Source organism: Novosphingobium sp. FG90, from assembly GCF_057808725.1.
The window spans coordinates 21,323-34,222 of sequence record NZ_JBMDIO010000047.1 but is presented as its reverse complement, the minus strand read 5'-3'; the positions used below and the strand labels follow the sequence as shown (position 1 = coordinate 34,222).

At 62.6% G+C, this 12,900-nt stretch carries 17 protein-coding genes; 1 reads left to right on the top strand and 16 read right to left on the bottom strand.

Annotated features, from left to right (window positions below; genetic code table 11):
* Positions 1–1,648, top strand: a 1,648-nt coding sequence (locus tag ACODRZ_RS24330; RefSeq protein ID WP_488986279.1) for a hypothetical protein, incomplete at its 5' end; no start/stop codon positions are given.
* Between the two features lie 63 nt (positions 1,649–1,711).
* Here ACODRZ_RS24330 and ACODRZ_RS24325 read toward each other — a convergent pair.
* The 16 genes from ACODRZ_RS24325 to ACODRZ_RS24250 form a co-directional block, all read right to left on the bottom strand.
* Entirely contained in the window at positions 1,712–2,146 is a 435-nt protein-coding gene (locus ACODRZ_RS24325) for a ribbon-helix-helix domain-containing protein (protein WP_488986278.1), read from the bottom strand.
* 10 nt (positions 2,147–2,156) lie between these two features.
* The gene (locus ACODRZ_RS24320) at positions 2,157–4,145 is read right to left on the bottom strand and encodes a conjugal transfer protein TraG (protein WP_488986277.1); all 1,989 of its coding nucleotides are present in this window, start codon (positions 4,143–4,145) and stop codon (positions 2,157–2,159) included.
* Positions 4,146–4,332: 187 nt separating this feature from the next.
* Positions 4,333–5,565 (bottom strand): DUF3363 domain-containing protein, encoded by a 1,233-nt coding sequence (locus ACODRZ_RS24315; RefSeq protein WP_488986281.1) that lies wholly within the window; start codon positions 5,563–5,565, stop codon positions 4,333–4,335.
* An 806-nt stretch (positions 5,566–6,371) separates the two neighbouring features.
* Positions 6,372–6,692 (bottom strand): hypothetical protein, encoded by a 321-nt coding sequence (locus tag ACODRZ_RS24310; protein ID WP_488986276.1) that lies wholly within the window; start codon positions 6,690–6,692, stop codon positions 6,372–6,374.
* Entirely contained in the window at positions 6,689–7,399 is a 711-nt protein-coding gene (locus tag ACODRZ_RS24305) for a lytic transglycosylase domain-containing protein (RefSeq protein ID WP_488986280.1), read from the bottom strand. The genes ACODRZ_RS24310 and ACODRZ_RS24305 overlap by 4 nt, the downstream gene beginning before the upstream one ends.
* Before the next feature lie 4 nt (positions 7,400–7,403).
* On the bottom strand, positions 7,404–7,739 hold the full coding sequence (locus ACODRZ_RS24300; protein WP_488986275.1) for a DUF736 domain-containing protein: 336 nt from the start codon (positions 7,737–7,739) through the stop codon (positions 7,404–7,406).
* Between the two features lie 36 nt (positions 7,740–7,775).
* Entirely contained in the window at positions 7,776–8,348 is a 573-nt protein-coding gene (locus tag ACODRZ_RS24295; protein ID WP_488986274.1) for a S26 family signal peptidase, read from the bottom strand.
* On the bottom strand, positions 8,318–8,836 hold the full coding sequence (locus ACODRZ_RS24290; protein ID WP_488986273.1) for a DUF2840 domain-containing protein: 519 nt from the start codon (positions 8,834–8,836) through the stop codon (positions 8,318–8,320). The genes ACODRZ_RS24295 and ACODRZ_RS24290 overlap by 31 nt, the downstream gene beginning before the upstream one ends.
* The gene (locus ACODRZ_RS24285; protein ID WP_488986272.1) at positions 8,833–9,087 is read right to left on the bottom strand and encodes a hypothetical protein; all 255 of its coding nucleotides are present in this window, start codon (positions 9,085–9,087) and stop codon (positions 8,833–8,835) included. The genes ACODRZ_RS24290 and ACODRZ_RS24285 overlap by 4 nt, the downstream gene beginning before the upstream one ends.
* Positions 9,084–9,737 (bottom strand): ParA family partition ATPase, encoded by a 654-nt coding sequence (gene parA, locus ACODRZ_RS24280; RefSeq protein ID WP_488986271.1) that lies wholly within the window; start codon positions 9,735–9,737, stop codon positions 9,084–9,086. Before parA ends, ACODRZ_RS24285 begins: the two co-directional genes overlap by 4 nt.
* Positions 9,734–10,783 carry a replication initiator protein A gene (locus ACODRZ_RS24275; RefSeq protein WP_488986270.1) on the bottom strand — a complete coding sequence of 350 codons (1,050 nt, stop codon included), beginning with the start codon at positions 10,781–10,783 and terminating at the stop codon, positions 9,734–9,736. Before ACODRZ_RS24275 ends, parA begins: the two co-directional genes overlap by 4 nt.
* Before the next feature lie 115 nt (positions 10,784–10,898).
* A complete protein-coding gene (locus ACODRZ_RS24270) occupies positions 10,899–11,180 on the bottom strand; it encodes a helix-turn-helix transcriptional regulator (protein WP_488986269.1) in 282 nt (93 codons plus the stop codon).
* Positions 11,181–11,316: 136 nt separating this feature from the next.
* Positions 11,317–11,814 carry a DUF2285 domain-containing protein gene (locus ACODRZ_RS24265; protein WP_488973151.1) on the bottom strand — a complete coding sequence of 166 codons (498 nt, stop codon included), beginning with the start codon at positions 11,812–11,814 and terminating at the stop codon, positions 11,317–11,319.
* Positions 11,750–12,082, bottom strand: coding sequence for a transcriptional regulator domain-containing protein (locus tag ACODRZ_RS24260; RefSeq protein ID WP_488973152.1), 333 nt, complete (start codon positions 12,080–12,082; stop codon positions 11,750–11,752). The genes ACODRZ_RS24265 and ACODRZ_RS24260 overlap by 65 nt, the downstream gene beginning before the upstream one ends.
* Before the next feature lie 128 nt (positions 12,083–12,210).
* Positions 12,211–12,537 (bottom strand): DNA -binding domain-containing protein, encoded by a 327-nt coding sequence (locus ACODRZ_RS24255; protein ID WP_488973155.1) that lies wholly within the window; start codon positions 12,535–12,537, stop codon positions 12,211–12,213.
* A gap of 9 nt (positions 12,538–12,546) precedes the next feature.
* On the bottom strand, positions 12,547–12,813 hold the full coding sequence (locus tag ACODRZ_RS24250) for a helix-turn-helix domain-containing protein (RefSeq protein WP_276946803.1): 267 nt from the start codon (positions 12,811–12,813) through the stop codon (positions 12,547–12,549).
* Positions 12,814–12,900: the final 87 nt, after the last annotated feature.

The following is a 12,900-nucleotide window of genomic DNA, read 5'->3' as shown; positions in this document are numbered from 1 at the left end:
CCTCCTTCGAACGCAGATCGACGGTGACCACTGCGGCGCCTTTTTCCGCAGCCTGTTAAGTCTGGATCTGAAGGAGGGAGAACGTTTCACCTTGCTCCGTGACGCGATTGGCGCCGTCGATGCAGAGGACTGGATCAAGCGCGCCCAGGCGATCCATTCCGCAGCCGCCGCCAAGACGAAGGTGGCACAGGGGGAAGTGGAGGCAGCGGGCATCGCGCAGGCCAATGCGGCGAGGCAACTTGATCAGGCGCGCGCATCCCTGCCAGGCGTAGACGTCGTCGGACAAGCCACCGCCCGCCTGCAACGGACTCTGGAGACGAGCGGCTCTGGAAGCCAATTGTCAGATTTCGCCCGTCAACGTCTCGCTGCCATCACGCTCGAGATCGAAAACCTGCAATCGCTGATCGCCGGATATGCCCGGTTCGAGGGCGCACAGCGTGGTCTCCCAGATGCCGAGGAGCGTTTATCCGAGGCTTCAGTCGCCGCGGCAACGGCGCAGTTACGCTACGATGATGCGGTGAACGCATTGTCCGCGTCACCAGAGGCAAGTGATCTTTCGACTCAGGCACAGCAGCTTGAAAACCTGGTGGAACTGGGCCGTCAGCTCGGACTACGTGACGGCCATTGCCCGCTATGTGCGAGCGGCATCAGCCACGATGAATTCAGTCAACGCCTCGATCAAGCGCTCAGCATCGCGAAGGGACTGGACACCCAAGCGGTGGAGCAGGCGCAAAAAGAGCGTGAACGGGATGCTGCCCTGCGCGAAGTGCATACTACCGAGCATGCCCTCCTCAAAGCCACCGCCGAGCGCGATCAGTTGGCAACTTTGATCAAGGATTTCGAGACTCTTCTTGTGGCCGCCTCGTTAGCAAATGCCACCGCCGCTGAGATCGAGAGCCGCCTTGCGAAGGTGGAGACTCACCGGCAGTCCATTGCGTCAGACCTGCGCATTTTTGACACGCTCTCAATCGATCGCGTCATCGCCCGTGTTACTGGAGAACAATCTGCCGCGACCGAGCGTGTAAGATCGGCCGAAGTTCGTCTGGGGCGTGCGCGCGCTGCCGAAATCCGCGCGAAATCGATCTACGATGCCGCGCGCCGCGCCGCCGCTGAGACCCTGCAACTCCGCCTCGATCGCGTGATTCCGCTGATGTCTGAGCTATACAAGCGTCTTCGCCCCCATCCGGTCTGGGGAGACATTGAGTATAGTGTGCGCGGCGATGTGAAACGCTTCCTCACCTTAAAAGTCGATGGGGAGGTGAACCCCCAGTTCATCTTCTCGAGCGGCCAGCGTCGCGCGACAGGTCTCGCGTTCCTCCTGTCGGTCAATCTCTCAATCGCATGGAGCAAATGGCAGAGCATCCTGCTGGATGACCCGGTGCAGCATGTCGATGATTTCCGTACAGTCCATCTTGCGGAGGTGTTGGCACAACTATGTGCATCCGGTCGCCAGGTAATCTGCGCGGTTGAAGATAGCGCGCTGGCAGATCTGATGTGCCGTCGATTGCCATCGACGGTGTCATCACCCGGAAAACGGATCAGTCTTGGCGCCGATGCGACCGGCGCGCTGGCGATTGTCCATGAGCAGACGATCGCTACCCTCAGTCGTCGGTCATTAGTGCCGACAGACAATTCGCTGAGCGCCTAAGCCGACGCCACAGATGGGGCAACCGTCAGCCAGTTGGCTTTGTTGGCGTTGGTAGACGCAGTGTTAATCACCTTGTTCAAGCCGCAGTCCGCCCGGCATCTCGCGCGAAATTTCCTTCAGGAACCTATCACCGGTAGCAAGACGCTTGCCGAGGGTCTGCATGAAGCCCTCGAAGCGCTCATTACCCTTGATGCGCGCTGACTGCTTCGCGCTGTCTGGCAGCGGCGGGGTCATGGTCAGCCAGAACTGGACGAATACCGAAAGCGTCTCGCCGAGGATGGCGACATCTTCGTCAAGCATGTCAAACTGGCGGCCAAGTTTATCCAGGCGTCGCGACATGGCGGCTTCGAGCCGTTCGGTCGTGTCGCCGGACAGGAAGGACGCTACCGCAGCCTCAATCACTGCGGATTTGGAAACATTGCGACGCAGCGCAAGCGCCTCGACCTGCTTCAACAGATCGGGCGAAAAATACACATTCATGCGGGTGCGAGTGACCATCGGTGCTCCCTCAAAGATCGATACCGTCGTTGGGATTCATCGACGCCTGCCGCGCAACCATGCGCATCCGCTGGCGCATGGCGCGCGCCTTTGCGGCGTCGACGTCGGGCTCATCGTCCAGAATGTCGAATTCTGTTCCGGGCGACGGCAGTGGCGGGACGATTTCCTCATGCTCGGGCAGCTCCGGCTCACGGCGAATACCGGCATTGGCGGAATCGTCGTCGGGCGTGCTCGCCGCAGATTCGCGGTCGGCCGGACCCGTAACGACGCGGCTCGTCCAGTCGTCCGACGCCGGTGTGGTAATCTTCACCGGCTGCTTGCGCAGATCTGGCGGCGGTAACACCCGTTCCTGAAACCGCGCATCGGCATAGTAACGTGCCTTGGCCGCCCGGATTGGCGGCACGCCCGCCACCATGACGATCTCATCGGAGGGCGGTAGCTGCATGATTTCGCCCGGCGTCAGCAGCGGCCGCGCCGTTTCCTGGCGTGAGACCATGAGATGCCCGAGCCATGGCGCGAGGCGATGACCGGCATAGTTGGTGGAATCGCGCATTTCGGTGGCGGTGCCAAGGGCATCGCTGATCCGCTTGGCGGTACGCTCATCGTTGGCGGCAAAGGCCACGCGGACATGGCAATTGTCGAGGATCGCGTTGTTCTGACCATAGGCGCGCTCGATCTGGTTGAGCGATTGCGCGATCAGGAACGCCTTCAGCCCATAGCCAGCCATGAACGCCAGTGCAGATTCAAAGAAGTCCAGCCGTCCGAGCGCCGGAAACTCGTCCAGCATCAACAGGAGGCGATGCCGCTTGCCTGACGATTCCAGTTCCTCGGTCAACCGCCGCCCGACCTGGTTGAGGATCAGACGGATCAGCGGCTTGGTGCGGTTGATGTCCGAGGGCGGCACGACAAGGTAGAGGCTGACAGGTTCTTTGGCACCGACCAGATCGGCAATGCGCCAATCGCAGCGCTGCGTCACGCGGGCCACGACCGGATCCCGGTAGAGGCCAAGAAAGGACATGGCGGTCGACAGCACGCCGGAGCGTTCGTTCTCGGACTTGTTGAGCAATTCTCGCGCCGAAGAGGCGATAACGGGATGCACCCCGGCTTCGCCCAGATGCGGTGTGTCCATCATAGCGCGCAGGGTCGCCTCAACCGGGCGGCGGGGATCGGACAGAAAGTTCGCGACGCCGGCCAGCGTCTTGTCCTTCTCGGCATAGAGGACATGCAGGATGGCACCGACCAGCAGCGAATGGCTGGTCTTTTCCCAATGGTTGCGTTTGTCGAGGCTGCCTTCGGGATCGACCAGAATATCGGCGATATTCTGGACGTCGCGGACTTCCCATTCGCCCTGTCGCACCTCCAGCAGCGGGTTGTAGGCTGCGGAATGGACATTGGTCGGATCGAAGAGCAGCACCCGGCCGTGCCAGGACCGGAAACCCGCTGTCAGGTTCCAGTTCTCGCCCTTGATGTCATGGATGATGCAACTCCCCGGCCAGGTGAGCAGTGTCGGGACGACAAGGCCAACGCCTTTGCCGCTGCGCGTCGGCGCAAAGCACAGAACATGCTCAGGCCCGTCATGGCGCAGATAATCGCGGTCATGCCGGCCGAGCACGACGCCATCGGGGCCGAGCAACCCCGCCGCGTGGATTTCCTTATCCTCGGCCCAACGGGCAGAACCATAGGTGGCGACATTGCGCGCCTCACGCGCCCGGATGATCGACATGAGGAATGCGGCGGCGATAGCGACCATTGCGCCGGATGTGGCGATGATCGCGCCCTCGGTGAAAATACCCGGCGCATAGGCGTCGAAGGAAAACCACCACCAGAAAAAGGCCGGCGGATAATAAACCGGCCATCCCGCGACATCGAACCAGGGATTGCCGAGCTGGGGCTGGAAGCCGAGGCGGAATGCGACCCATTCGGTCGCGGCCCAGACCGTGATCAGGGTGATCGAAAAAACGACAATGATCTGACCCCAGAGGATCCGGCCCCCACGCATACAGGCTCCAATCGGCAAGAGAGATGGAGCCGATCAGAGAATAGGCGTTTTCGCGAGTGGCAACAGGAAAGGCCAGACCAACGCGCTGCCGGATACCATCGGCGGCACATCGGACAGACCTGTTCAAGGACGCTGCTCCTGCCTGCGCAACCGGAACAAACCACGCTGCCTCAAGACAAGCCAAGGATCAGATCCCCAATCCTCGTTGCCGCCCCAACTGCCAGGACACCGACCCGCCCTGCACGACACCCATCACCTCGCGGCCGAGTTGACGGTCGATAACCGGTCGCCACGGGACAAGGGTGAACTCATGGCTCTTCTCGACCACGGCGAATTTGCCACTCGATAGCTGCACGGTTCCTGTGAATTTGCCGCTGACATTCTCGCCATCAGCAGCAGCCCGGAACGGCAGCCCCTTGCTCTCGGCCATTTCAGCGCCAACCCGCGCCACTTCCCGCTCACGCAGACTGGCAAGCAGGTTCCGCCGATAGAGGATGCGGCCTTCACGGCTTCGGGTGGCATCCCCTTGTTCGATGTGATGGTCACGGCGCTGATCCATCGCGTCGCGCACCTCTTGCCCGAACCCTGCCGGAGTAAGGTCCGCGGCAGCCGGCGTCATCAGCCGCCGATCAAGCCAGGTCGCGCCATCGGCACCAATCTGCTGTTCCAGTTGGCTGGCAGACAGAATGCGGATGCTGGCCTGCCGGTTGCGACCGGCATCATAGGCGGCGGCACGGTTCTCGAAATCCTGCGGGATGCGCCATTGGTCAGCGTCGATCCGCTCGGCGATCCCGGCACGGCGCAACGCCTCCAGCCGCCTAACATGGGAATCCACATAGCCCTGATAATCACCGCCTGGCACGCGGCCCTCGAACTTCGCCTGTTCGAGATGACGACTTGGCCGGTAGATGCCATGCTCAGAGATCGCGGCAATGGTGCGATCGGATGGACGCCCTGTCGTATCAGCGGGACCGACCTCGATGATACTGCCGATCCGGGCGTCTTCGACGTGGGCCGGGTCGATGCCGGGAACATGGTGCGTGCGCCCGTCGATGCCGTCCACCACCAGGGTCAGATTCTCGCCCATCTCGTCGGTGAGATATTTGTCCACGATGCGGCCTGTGATCGGTGTCGCGGGTGCTGCATCGTGGAGCTGGAACGTTATCGGATCCCGCTCCAGGCCATCAGCCTTCAGCGCCTTGTGCATGGCGCGGATGATGTCACCTCGTTCGCCCAGTTCGCGCAGCTCCGGTTCCATCTTCGCATCAAGTTCCCAGACGCCCGGCGCGTGCTCGGCGGCCAACCCCATCTTTTCCAGCCTGGCGAGACGGCGCAGCCGCAGAGTCCGATTGAACTGCCGACGGCTGTCGCCTGGTTCATGGCGCAGGTCGAGGAAACGATCCTCGGCCTCCTCGGTCATGGCGCGGTCGATCCGCGTGAAACGATCCTGGTCGATCTCCGCCGACAGCTTACGGCTCTGCTCGATCTCGGTGACGGGGCCAAGTTCCAGTGTGGCCAACTCACTCGCCCGCTCGCGAATGCCGTTGGCGAGATAGTCGCCATTGATGACGAGATCAGCGCCCAGATCGTCGCGACCGTTGACGATGACATGCACATGGGGCTGGCCGGTATTGTAGTGATTGACCGCCACCCAATCGAGCCGGGTGCCAAGGTCGGCCTCGATGCTCTTCATCAGATCGCGGGTGTGTTCGGTCAGGTCGGTGAGATCCACCCCATCCTCGGGCGAGACGATGAAGCGGAACTGGTGGCGATCATCCCTGCCGCGATCAAGGAAGGCCTCGCCATCGGCGTGGTCGTCATGCGCAGAATAGAGCTGTCCGCGCTCACCACCACGCGATGTTCCGTCCCGCTGGATATAGCGCAGGTGGGCGGCGGCCTTGCCGTTCTTCCCGGCCTGCCGGACATAGCGGGTTTTGACGACAACGCGGCGCACTCCCGCCTTGCTGTGCCGCCAGCCACCAGACAGGCTGCGTGCCCGGACAAAGGAGGCACCGCGTCCCCGCTTGATGCCAGGCCCACCAGCATCGGACGACGCCTTTCCATTCTTTCCGGCCCTGCCGGAGCCAGAGCGGGGTGAGTACCGGGAATGCGCATTGCTTTGCTGGCGGGCGAGCTTCTTTGCCTGCGTCAAAAAACTTCTCGCCTTGGGCGCATCGGACCGGATGCGTCCGGGCTTCGGGCGGAAGCGGTTCTCGTCGTCTGCGCTCATGGGTGCGGCCTCGACAAGAATGGCCGAAAATCGATCACTTCACCGCCGTAGTGCCGATGAAAATTCAGTAAAGTCAATGGATTGCGAACAATCGCGGCACGCGCTGCCCAAAACCGTGGTGCCACCTGCGGCCCCGCTAACCAGTGTGCAGACAACAAGAATTTTCTGAACTGGCGCGACGGAGTGCCATGTTCTTTTATCTTGCCCTCCGCCTTTCCTTCCCTTTTTGCCCTTCCTGCCTGGAATGCAGCCAGGCGCAAACCTGCCTGACTGCACACCGGAGCCGGAGCGAAAGAACGCGGGAACGCCATGCTCATGGAGCATCTCCATTTCCCGCGCGGGCGACGAATATGCTGCCGTCCTGCGAGACCGCATCGACCGGATCGCGCATCGGAACGGTTGCGGATGTGTCGCCGGGCGGCCGACTGACCGCAGCCACTTTGCCGATGGATTGCGCGACGAAGAGCGGGGCTTCTCGCCAATCCGGTGGTGGGCTCGGCGCCATTGCCAGCACATCAGACGCAGCCTCGCCGCCAAGAAGCGGCGCGAGCGTGGCGACATAGGCGCGAGTCTCTGTGGGCAGAACGCGGCCGGTTGAGCGATATTTCTCATAGCGCCCGGGACCGGCATTATAGGCGGCGAGCATCGCCGCCACATTGCCGTAGCGATCCCACATCTCACGCAGATAAGCCGTGCCCGCAAGGATATTGTCGCGAGGATCATAGGGATCGCGGCCGAGACCATGGCGGATGCGCAAGCCCGCCCATGTCTCGGGCATCACCTGCATCAATCCCATCGCGCCCGCTGACGACACGGCGCGCACATCGCCCGCGCTTTCCACGCGCAGGACGGCACGAATCCAGTGCTCTGGAATGCCGAAACGCTGTGATGCCTCGGCAATGAACGCAGCATGGGGATGCGCAGAGATGGATACGGGCCCAGGCGTCGCTTGAGCAATGGCATGCGTCGTGCCGCTGCCAAGTGCCAGCAAGGCCGTGAAGAGAAGAAGAGCATGGGATCGCATGACCTCAGTCCCGATCTTCGCGGGGTCGAGGGCGATTCCAATGCAGCGACCAGGACGTGCCTGCATCGTCGTCGCGGAACAGGTTGGCGCGGATCGGATGCGGCAAGGTCGGATCATCCAGCAGCACGGAGAGATATTCTCCGGCCTTTTCGCCAGTGCGCGCCCATGCAGCACCGGCCTCCGGCCCATCCGCATCGCCGAGATGGACCCGGTGATCGGGCGCATTTTCGGCATCGCTGTTTTCCGCCGGAACGATCGCAAGTTCGCAGTCGAGCGTCAGTGTTTGGATGCGCCCAATGAAGCCGGCTTCGTCACGGGTAAATTGTCCGATCTGTGGCATGAGAAGTCTCCTTGGTCTGAGGTCTTCGGGTTGGGTTCAGTGGGTGACCGCGCGCCATTGGTAGCGGCCATCGGCTTCCTCATCGGTCCAGAGCGGCAGTGCCCGGCCGATGACGGAAGTGGCGGGAACGGGTCCGAAGTAACGGCCATCAAGGCTGTCGTGGACTTGCCCATTCATGAGGAAGAGTTCGCCGTCGCGGATGATGCGGCAGCCCTGCCAGACCGGCAGATCGCGGCCCATGCGGTCACGCTCCAGCGCGTCACCGATCTCCACATCATCGACGGTGATGGTTGCGCCGCTGCGGCAGACGCGCTGCCCCGGCAGACCGAGGATGTGCTTCAGGAGCGGTACACCGCGACCGATATAGCCGCGGCGTACCATGAAGCTTTCCAGCGGTTCAGGCGGCATGATCGCGACCAGATCTGGCACTTCGAGTCCATTGGCGGGCTCGACGGTGTAGAAGCCGATAGGCGCGCTGGCGGTAGCATTCCAGATCAGCCGGGTCGGCAGATCGGCGACAGCCGTCGCGACAAGGCTGGCGGCGGCAAGCGTTGCCACCACGAAAATATGGCGGCGGCTCACGGCGCGATCCTCCTGCGGCCGATCCATGCTTCATGGCGCGCAGTCGTGTAGCTGTTCGGTTCCTGACCGGCGCTCAGGCGGTTGTGAACATGCCGCCAGTGATCCGGCGATACGTCAGCCGGATCGAGGCCAAGTGCCTCCACGGCATCGATAGCGACCAACGCGCGCTGCACGTGTTGCCAACCGTTGATCTGCAGCAGGATTTCGCCGCCGGGCCGGACGAAAGGCACTGTCTGGAACGGTTCGCCGCGTCCGATGGCACGCAAGATGTCGAGACGGGAAACCATGGTGCCGTAGTCGTTGGAGGCCCAGCGGACAAAGGCGAAGATGCTCCCGGGCGCGAAACCAACGATGCAGCGCCGACGGTCGATGATCTGTTCGAAGCTCTTGCGGCCGAAGCGTATCCATTGCTCGACCTTCTGCTTCCGGAAGGTCAGTTCGACCAATGTGGTGAAGGGCGCAGGCTCGCCCTGAAACGGACGGCCATCAGCAGGACGTTCCGCATGACCGGTCATGGCTGATCTCCCTCGGCGGGTGGAAACTCGCCGGCCAGCATCTCCCGCAGCATGACGGCGACGGTGATGCCGCGCCGAAAGGCTGCGACCTTGATGCGCCCGCGCAGCTCCGGGGTGACGTCGATCGTCAGGCGCGCCGTGTATGCCTCGTCAGCGGCTTTGCCGTGGGCTGGCGCATCTGCGGCCTTGACCCAGCTATCGGGATCGCCGGGACGGGATACGAAACTCGCCTTTACGGAAGGGCGGGTCATGTCCCTGTCCTGCCTATGCCGAGGGCACTGATCTCGCTCGCCAGTGCTGTGATCTCACGAGCGGCCCGTTCGCTACCATCGGTCTCGCAAACCAACCGTCCGGTTTGTGCGCTTTCCGCAAAAGCGACGCGCTGGCCGATGGTGGTGGCGAGCAAGGGCGGATCCTGATCCGCGAGCGTCTCGGCCGTCATCCTGGCGATGACGGTACGGGCGCCGCATCGGTTCAGCAGAAAGCGGGCGGCAAGCCCGGGACGGTAGATGCGCGATTCGTGCAAAAGCGCCAGCATCTCGGCCGAGGCCCAGCCATCGAAGGGTGACGGCTGCACCGGGATCAGCACAAGGTCGGCGGCGAGCAGCGCCGAGCGCATAAGGCCCGCGACGCGGGGCGGCCCGTCGATGACAACGACATCAGCATCACGCGCCAGTTCAGGCGCTTCGCGGTGCAGCGTATCGCGGGCCAGGCCGATGGTGCTGAACAGCCTCGGCAGCCCTTCATGGCTGCGCCGCTCGGACCAGTCGAGCGCGGAGCCTTGCGGATCGGCGTCGATCAGGATGACGCGCCGTCCTTCCAAAGCCCAGGCTCCGGCAAGATGCAGCGCCAGCGTGGTCTTGCCGACCCCGCCCTTCTGGTTCAGGAGCGCGACGATCATCTGCGCCCTCCCGGCTTGCCAAGAGGAAGTTCAGGGGTGTTTGTTGACCCGAGTTTCCCACGGTCTGGAGGGGTCGCCTTGCCATGGCGTGCGCCCGATCTGAGGGCCGCGCCAGCCTGCGCGATGAGCTTTTCCACATCGCGCCGCCGCTCTTCAAAGTTAGATTCTGTGTTAGACTCTAAGTTAAGGGCGTGATTTCCGCTTTTATTACCGTAGGATAACTGCTGTTTGGGTTCCTGATAGCACGAGCCGGCGGTTCCTGATGGCACGATAGTGCGGGTTCCCGATAGCACGAGACTATCCACAGGTTTTCCACAGGCAGGAACGGGCTCGAAAGCGAGCAACATCCGGCCGCCGATTTCGACCTCGGCGAACAGGGTGTAACCGGGCAGCGGCTGGCGGCGGATAATGTCGCGCAGCTCGAACGCGAAGCGTTTGAACGGCGACAGACTTCCAGATTTCTGATGCAAGTGGCGAAAATCGAACCGCCAGCCGTTTTTCTGCCGCCCGCCATGCTTGCGCACCAGGCGATAGAGCCAGCGGTCCAGCCCGCCCGTCAGGTCGAAATAGGTCCGGTCGATGGTGAGGATCAGGGCATCATCCAGGACGGCGCTGTAGAACCAGTCGGGAACGATCAGCTCGATGCCGTCCGGACGGCCATCGACCCCGGTCCGCTCCCGCCATTCGTTGATCCAGGAAAAGCGATGGCGCCGCCCATTGGCGGGCTGACGGATCGAGGTTGCAACCGTGGTCGATTGCAGGCGGTCGAGCGCCGCCTTCAGGCGCTGATAGTCCCGCCGGGATGTTCCGCGCCCCGTGAATGTCAGGATCTCATAGGGCGTTGCCGCCATCAGGCGTGACGTGCGCAGACCTGCGTCCCGCGCTTCAACGATCTGGCTGGCGGCCCAGATCAGAATATCGGCGTCCCAGATCGTCGCCATGCCGTGATCGGGAACAGCTTCGACACGGATCGAGACGCTGCCCAGGGCAAAATCAATCGGGCGGATGCGGTGCGATTTGGAAAGGGAGAAAAAGGGATAAGCCATGAGATCCTGTGCGTCTCGTGGTGCGAATTCACCGGGAAGCGCCCGAAAGAGATCGAGTTGTCCGCGTTCCGAGGCGGATCGGTGTTGGGCTGCCATCGCGGGACCGCAGCTGCGTTCAGCGCGTAACGCGCTTGGGCGAGGTAAATGGCGCCGCCGGCAGAGGTTTTGCCGGGAGAACCTGCCCACGCGGATCGGAGGTGGAGGTAACTGTTCCGCGCGCGACCCAGGCCGCCAGGTCCTCGACCGAATAGACGACGCGGCCACCGAGCTTGTGGTATGCTGGCCCTGTCCCGTAGGTCCTGTGCTTTTCCAGCGTGCGTGCGGAGAGACTGAGGAAGGCGGCGGCTTCCTTCGTGCGCAGGTAGCGTGGCGGCAAGGCGGCGAGATCAGGTCGCATGGGGCGGGCCTCCGTGATTGTGCAGGATGCCGCTGACGATCAGCGGCGTGTCATGCGCACGGTGGCGAACGAACGTCGGCATAGGGGATGAGGAAGATCGTAGGGGTAAAATCCTCCCCCCGATCTGGCGGCAGCGTCAGGGTTTGCGACGATGGCGCAAGAGGTCATGATAGCCGCCATCAATGAGCGCGGCGGCGGATCGGACAAGGGCGATGACAGAAGCGCGCAAGGCTGATGTCTTCCAGGGCTCGGCCCGGACGCGGTCCTCGCCGTAGATCGCGATGGCAATCTCGCGATAGGTCGCGTGTTCGGCATTTCCGTCTGCTGCCTGCATCATCAGGCGGAAACGCCGGCGCTGATACGGCGTCATCCTGGTGTCGCGGCGCGCCGGTTTCGCGGCCAGCATGTGCCAAAACCTGAGAATGGCCTCGATCCGGTCCGGCAGATCGTCATCAAGTGGCAGGATGATCGCGGGTCTGGCATCAGCACCGGTGTCGGCGAGGATCAGATATTGAACGCCGTCCCCGGCGTGGCATGCACCGTAAGCTCCCTCCGGCGCGCGGATCGCATCATGAGGGTCGACGGATAACGCCGGCGGTGAGCGGGTCAGAAAATCGGGCGCGGTCCCGAGCATCAGCACGGCCGGATTGGCAAGGGGCGACCAGATGACTGGTTGTTCGAGCGCGGAAAGGCCGGGGTCTGCGGGGAAATCGCAACCCCCAGTGATGCTGGGCATCATCTGAAAGGGGATGCTGCCCGGCGTCTTGCGCTACAATGTCATCGAAGCTGGCCTGATAGGCAGCGTTACGGCGTAAGCATTCCCATGCGACGCCCTCGACGGGCAGTGCGTCGTAGAAGTCATATTGGCTCTGGTCGCGCCAGCGGGAAGTGTCCGGCTTCATTACTCCGCTCCCGGTTGAATTTTCACAGGTGGAGCGTGAAAAATTCCGTCACATCGACGCAGATGGAAGCCGGAATGCAGGCATGGAGCGATGCCCTGAGAGCATCACTCCATGGGGCGGCGGCCTCATCAGCCGTGATCTGCCGGACGACCGAGCAGATGGCGATAACCGCTCTGCGTCATCCATCGTGCCCTGGCCAGATGACTGTCATGGACCCGTCTGGCGCGTTCAGGCTCCTGGGCAGGGTCAATACCAAAGAGCACATTAACGGCTTCGGTCCATTCCGCGCCGTCGTCGACGGCATCGAGCAGTCGCATATAGAGCTTGATATGCGTGCGATCATACTCGGTGAGCACGTCCCCGACCGGTGCCATGTCTTTGAAAGGGGGAACCGCAGATGTCATGTCGAGGATCGCCGCAGGATACGGGCCGCTGGCGCGGTTCGATGAATGCACATGCGCCAATCAGGCGCCGTGGATCTGTCGGTGACTCTTCTCATCCTGGCCATGAACCAGCAACACTCCTTGCCCGCGATCTGTGGACAGAAGGACAATCCCTGCTGCTTCAAGCGCCCGCCGAACCTGATCCCGCGTTGTCTCATACACCTCGAGCCGGTTCTCGGACTCGAGGCGCTTCAGGGCAGTCAGTGATATTCGGGCCTTGTCAGCGAGCGTCTCCTGCGTCCAACCCAGCAACGCGCGTGCGGCCCGCGACTGTCGAGCGGTGATCATGCATGATCACCTCCCATCGCGACCGGCGCGCATTCCAGAACTACGGCTATTTTAGTCGCCCTTGCCCGATCCGCCACATAAATTCGG

What these genes read in the sequence shown, in the direction of transcription:
- ACODRZ_RS24325 (WP_488986278.1), bottom strand. Translation starts at nt 2,146, where the DNA reads ATGGTCACTCGCACCCGCATGAATGTGTATTTTTCGCCCGATCTGTTG.
- ACODRZ_RS24320 (WP_488986277.1), bottom strand. Translation starts at nt 4,145, where the DNA reads ATGCGTGGGGGCCGGATCCTCTGGGGTCAGATCATTGTCGTTTTTTCG.
- ACODRZ_RS24315 (WP_488986281.1), bottom strand. Translation starts at nt 5,565, where the DNA reads ATGACCGAGGAGGCCGAGGATCGTTTCCTCGACCTGCGCCATGAACCA.
- ACODRZ_RS24310 (WP_488986276.1), bottom strand. Translation starts at nt 6,692, where the DNA reads ATGAGCATGGCGTTCCCGCGTTCTTTCGCTCCGGCTCCGGTGTGCAGT.
- ACODRZ_RS24305 (WP_488986280.1), bottom strand. Translation starts at nt 7,399, where the DNA reads ATGCGATCCCATGCTCTTCTTCTCTTCACGGCCTTGCTGGCACTTGGC.
- ACODRZ_RS24300 (WP_488986275.1), bottom strand. Translation starts at nt 7,739, where the DNA reads ATGCCACAGATCGGACAATTTACCCGTGACGAAGCCGGCTTCATTGGG.
- ACODRZ_RS24295 (WP_488986274.1), bottom strand. Translation starts at nt 8,348, where the DNA reads ATGGATCGGCCGCAGGAGGATCGCGCCGTGAGCCGCCGCCATATTTTC.
- ACODRZ_RS24290 (WP_488986273.1), bottom strand. Translation starts at nt 8,836, where the DNA reads ATGACCGGTCATGCGGAACGTCCTGCTGATGGCCGTCCGTTTCAGGGC.
- ACODRZ_RS24285 (WP_488986272.1), bottom strand. Translation starts at nt 9,087, where the DNA reads ATGACCCGCCCTTCCGTAAAGGCGAGTTTCGTATCCCGTCCCGGCGAT.
- parA (WP_488986271.1), bottom strand. Translation starts at nt 9,737, where the DNA reads ATGATCGTCGCGCTCCTGAACCAGAAGGGCGGGGTCGGCAAGACCACG.
- ACODRZ_RS24275 (WP_488986270.1), bottom strand. Translation starts at nt 10,783, where the DNA reads ATGGCTTATCCCTTTTTCTCCCTTTCCAAATCGCACCGCATCCGCCCG.
- ACODRZ_RS24270 (WP_488986269.1), bottom strand. Translation starts at nt 11,180, where the DNA reads ATGCGACCTGATCTCGCCGCCTTGCCGCCACGCTACCTGCGCACGAAG.
- ACODRZ_RS24265 (WP_488973151.1), bottom strand. Translation starts at nt 11,814, where the DNA reads ATGCTCGGGACCGCGCCCGATTTTCTGACCCGCTCACCGCCGGCGTTA.
- ACODRZ_RS24260 (WP_488973152.1), bottom strand. Translation starts at nt 12,082, where the DNA reads ATGAAGCCGGACACTTCCCGCTGGCGCGACCAGAGCCAATATGACTTC.
- ACODRZ_RS24250 (WP_276946803.1), bottom strand. Translation starts at nt 12,813, where the DNA reads ATGATCACCGCTCGACAGTCGCGGGCCGCACGCGCGTTGCTGGGTTGG.